4 protein-coding genes are annotated in these 2,978 nt (G+C 60.0%); 2 read left to right on the top strand and 2 right to left on the bottom strand.

The window, feature by feature from the left end:
* The coding region (locus Y704_RS0102450) for a hypothetical protein (protein ID WP_026548936.1) at positions 1-251 on the bottom strand (251 nt) is incomplete at its 3' end.
* 399 nt (positions 252-650) lie between these two features.
* On the opposite strand from Y704_RS0102450, the gene Y704_RS18445 reads away from it, so the two are divergent.
* Complete coding sequence (locus Y704_RS18445) at positions 651-1,859, top strand: GGDEF domain-containing protein (RefSeq protein WP_343212800.1); 1,209 nt, start codon at positions 651-653, stop codon at positions 1,857-1,859.
* 220 nt (positions 1,860-2,079) lie between these two features.
* Here the strand turns inward: Y704_RS18445 and Y704_RS23835 are convergent, their stop codons facing one another.
* Positions 2,080-2,283 carry a hypothetical protein gene (locus Y704_RS23835; RefSeq protein ID WP_162149356.1) on the bottom strand — a complete coding sequence of 68 codons (204 nt, stop codon included), beginning with the start codon at positions 2,281-2,283 and terminating at the stop codon, positions 2,080-2,082.
* A 231-nt stretch (positions 2,284-2,514) separates the two neighbouring features.
* Between Y704_RS23835 and Y704_RS0102465 the strand changes: the two genes are divergently transcribed.
* Positions 2,515-2,978: transposase (locus Y704_RS0102465; RefSeq protein ID WP_253904210.1), on the top strand; the 464-nt coding region annotated here is incomplete at its 3' end.

Raw genomic sequence — 2,978 nt, forward strand, 5'->3', positions numbered from 1 at the left:
CCGAACATCAGGGTCCGTCGCTGTACGTCGTAGTACACCGTTTCGGAGGTTGAGAGGAGGTCCTGAAGGTTATCTGCGTCGTCGGCGCTGAGGGTGAGGACTTCTTCCCAGGCTCCCTGATCAAGGACGAGCTGGAGGGTCCATGCACCGGGCTGGCCGGCTTCGCCTGCAACCCAGCTGAACTGATAATGGCTGAGCTGACGGACTTTGATGCTGTCATCGGTCACGGGCTGATTCAGATTAGGTGACATGCGTATCACTCCTTGCAAGGCGTGCTCTAAGCGACGCCTGCATCGCCGGGATGGGACGGAAAAACCTGCCGCGCTGGGCAGTTCAGATCCGACCGCTCATTGCATCACCACCGTAGTCCCGGCGCGGGAACGAAGTAAACGACGCGGTGAAGCTACTGGAAAAGCTTGACGGATGATCCTGCAGAAGACGTAGCGGAGCACACTGGGGTGAAGGATCGTTGCTTTTCACCATCAAACCCTCACAGGTTCCAGGACCTGGATGGTGTGGAAGCTGTCACTGCGGGGTCGGCCGCAGGTAGGGCACGATGATGATGGACGTTTGTGAGTACTGGGTTGAACGGTGGGTTCGGGCCTGAAACCCTTCGCCATGATGAATGATGGGAAGGTGGAGCGCCCTTGATGCTCGATATTGCGAGTTTGGGGGTCGCTTTCGGGGTGGTGGCCCTGACCTTATTGGTATTGTCCTACTCGCTCACGTACCGCCGCACGCGCTCGGTCTACAGTGCGTGGTGGTGTGCGGCGATCGCCCTGTTCTTCGCCGGTTCCCTCGCCTACCTCCTCCACGATGCTCACCAGGTGTGGGCGAATCCGTTGGGAAACACCTTGGTCGTCGGTGGGGCCGCCAGTGTCTGGGCTGCTGCCTGCTCGCTGAGGGCGGGAAGGCCTCGGGCCTGGCAACTCGTGGCAGGACCTGTCCTTACCGCTATTGCATCGGTGGTGGATAGTCCTGGCTCCAACTATTGGGCGGGAGGCCCGGTGCTGTTGGCACTGATATTCCTGATCAGTGGGCTGGCGGCTTTTGAATTGTGGCGGCCCGACCCCGAGAGGACCCGCGCACAACGTCCGTTAGCTATCGCTGCTGTCTTCCTCGCCGGATACTATTTCTTTCGGTGGATCGCCTTCCTTGCCGGCGGACCCGACGGATACGTTTTCGCCGTGTTCTTCAATTCCTCGGTCACCACGCTCACCACCCTGGTGCTCCTTGTCGTAGCGTCCTTCACCATGACGACGCTCAGCAATGAACAGGCCACGAGGAAGCTGCACACCCAGGCAACCCAGGACGGATTGACCGGTTTGTTGAACCGTGCGGGTTTCCTTGACCTGGCCGCCGATGAAGTACGGCGCATCACGCGGACCAATGACCACGGGTCGCTGATCCTGGCCGATATGGATCACTTCAAAACCGTCAACGATACCTACGGTCACGCCGCCGGAGACTCAGCACTCCAGGCCTTCGCGACGGCATGTACCAGCAGCCTGCGCACCACCGACCTGGTAGGGCGCTACGGCGGCGAAGAATTCATCTTCCTGCTGCCAGGAGCCAACCCGAACCAGGCCGAAATCATCACCACGAACATCAACCGCACCCTAAAAAACTTGCAGGCCGACCAGGCATTTCCGTTACCGACGGTCAGCTACGGCATCGCTCCCCTCAGCACGGGCACCCAGGACCTAGACCTGGACCTGGACCTGGACACCATTATTGAAGCAGCCGACGCCGCACTGTACGAAGCGAAATCTCAAGGACGGAACCGGGCTGTGCAAGCAACAACACCCACGCCGGCCTCCCACAGAAACGCAGGCAAACGGCCAAAACCCGGGGAGTAACTACCACGCCGCAAAGCGACGGATCATTCCTGTCACCTTCGACACTGGTTCAAATACCATCAGTCGGCGACGACGACGGACGGCGGCGTGTACAAAGCGAACTTTTCGGGCAAGGAAATGTCCCAGGCCGAGTTTCTTAGATCGAGCGGGCGCCACCAGCTCAGCGTCGCGCGACGCGGGAGGTAGTGATTCTACGCAGGTTCGAGCGGGCGCCACCAGCTCAGCGTCGCGCGACGCGGGAGGTAGTGATTCTACGCAGGTGCACCCGGTTGGCGATGTCATTGCCGGCAAAAACGGTCAGAATAATCGACAACGCGACCAGCGCAAGCATCAGGTAAAGCCCCATCAGCATGCGAACACCAGACTGCGCCTCGTCCAGTACCGATAAACCTCCCAGAAGGCCCACCGTCCAAAAAACTGACACGACAATCAGGACTACCAGGGAGGGAAGAAACTCCCGGTACTCTCGAAAGAAGCTTCGTCCTGTGGGTTACGTCCCGTGGAGTGGTGTAGTTTCCCGCGGTGAGCGTGCTGCTCCGGCAAGGTAGTGAGCCATCGTGCGATGGTCAGTGAGTACCGATCAAAGTCACTCACAGAAAGACACAAACACACGGTGGCTCTAGACCAGTCTGCCCTGCTTGACCTGCTTGGACAATTGAAACTCACCGACGTGCCCGATCGGATTCGTACCGCTACCGAAACTCTGTATCAGCAGCTCATCGAGGCGGAGGCTACCGCGTTCATCGGTGCTGCCCCGTTCGAAGGCTCCGAGGCGCGCACGACCCAGCGCAACGGGTCCCGGGCCCGGACGTTGACGACCACCGCGGGGGATCTGAATTTGAAGATTCCCAAGCTGCGGGCCGGCTCGTTTTTCCCGGCCTTGCTGGAGCGCCGCCGCCGGGTTGATCAGGCCCTGTACGCGGTCGTGATGGAGGCCTACCTCCACGGGGTTTCTACCCGTAAGGTCGATGACCTGGTCAAAGCCCTTGGTGCGGATACCGGGATTTCGAAGTCTGAGGTGTCCCGGATCTGTGAGGACCTCGATCATGAAGTCGGTGCGTTCCGCGACCGGGACCTCTCGGCCCTGGAATACCCGTACGTGTTCCTGGACGCCACCTA

Source organism: Arthrobacter sp. Br18, assembly GCF_000520555.1.
Classification (GTDB): domain Bacteria; phylum Actinomycetota; class Actinomycetes; order Actinomycetales; family Micrococcaceae; genus Arthrobacter_D.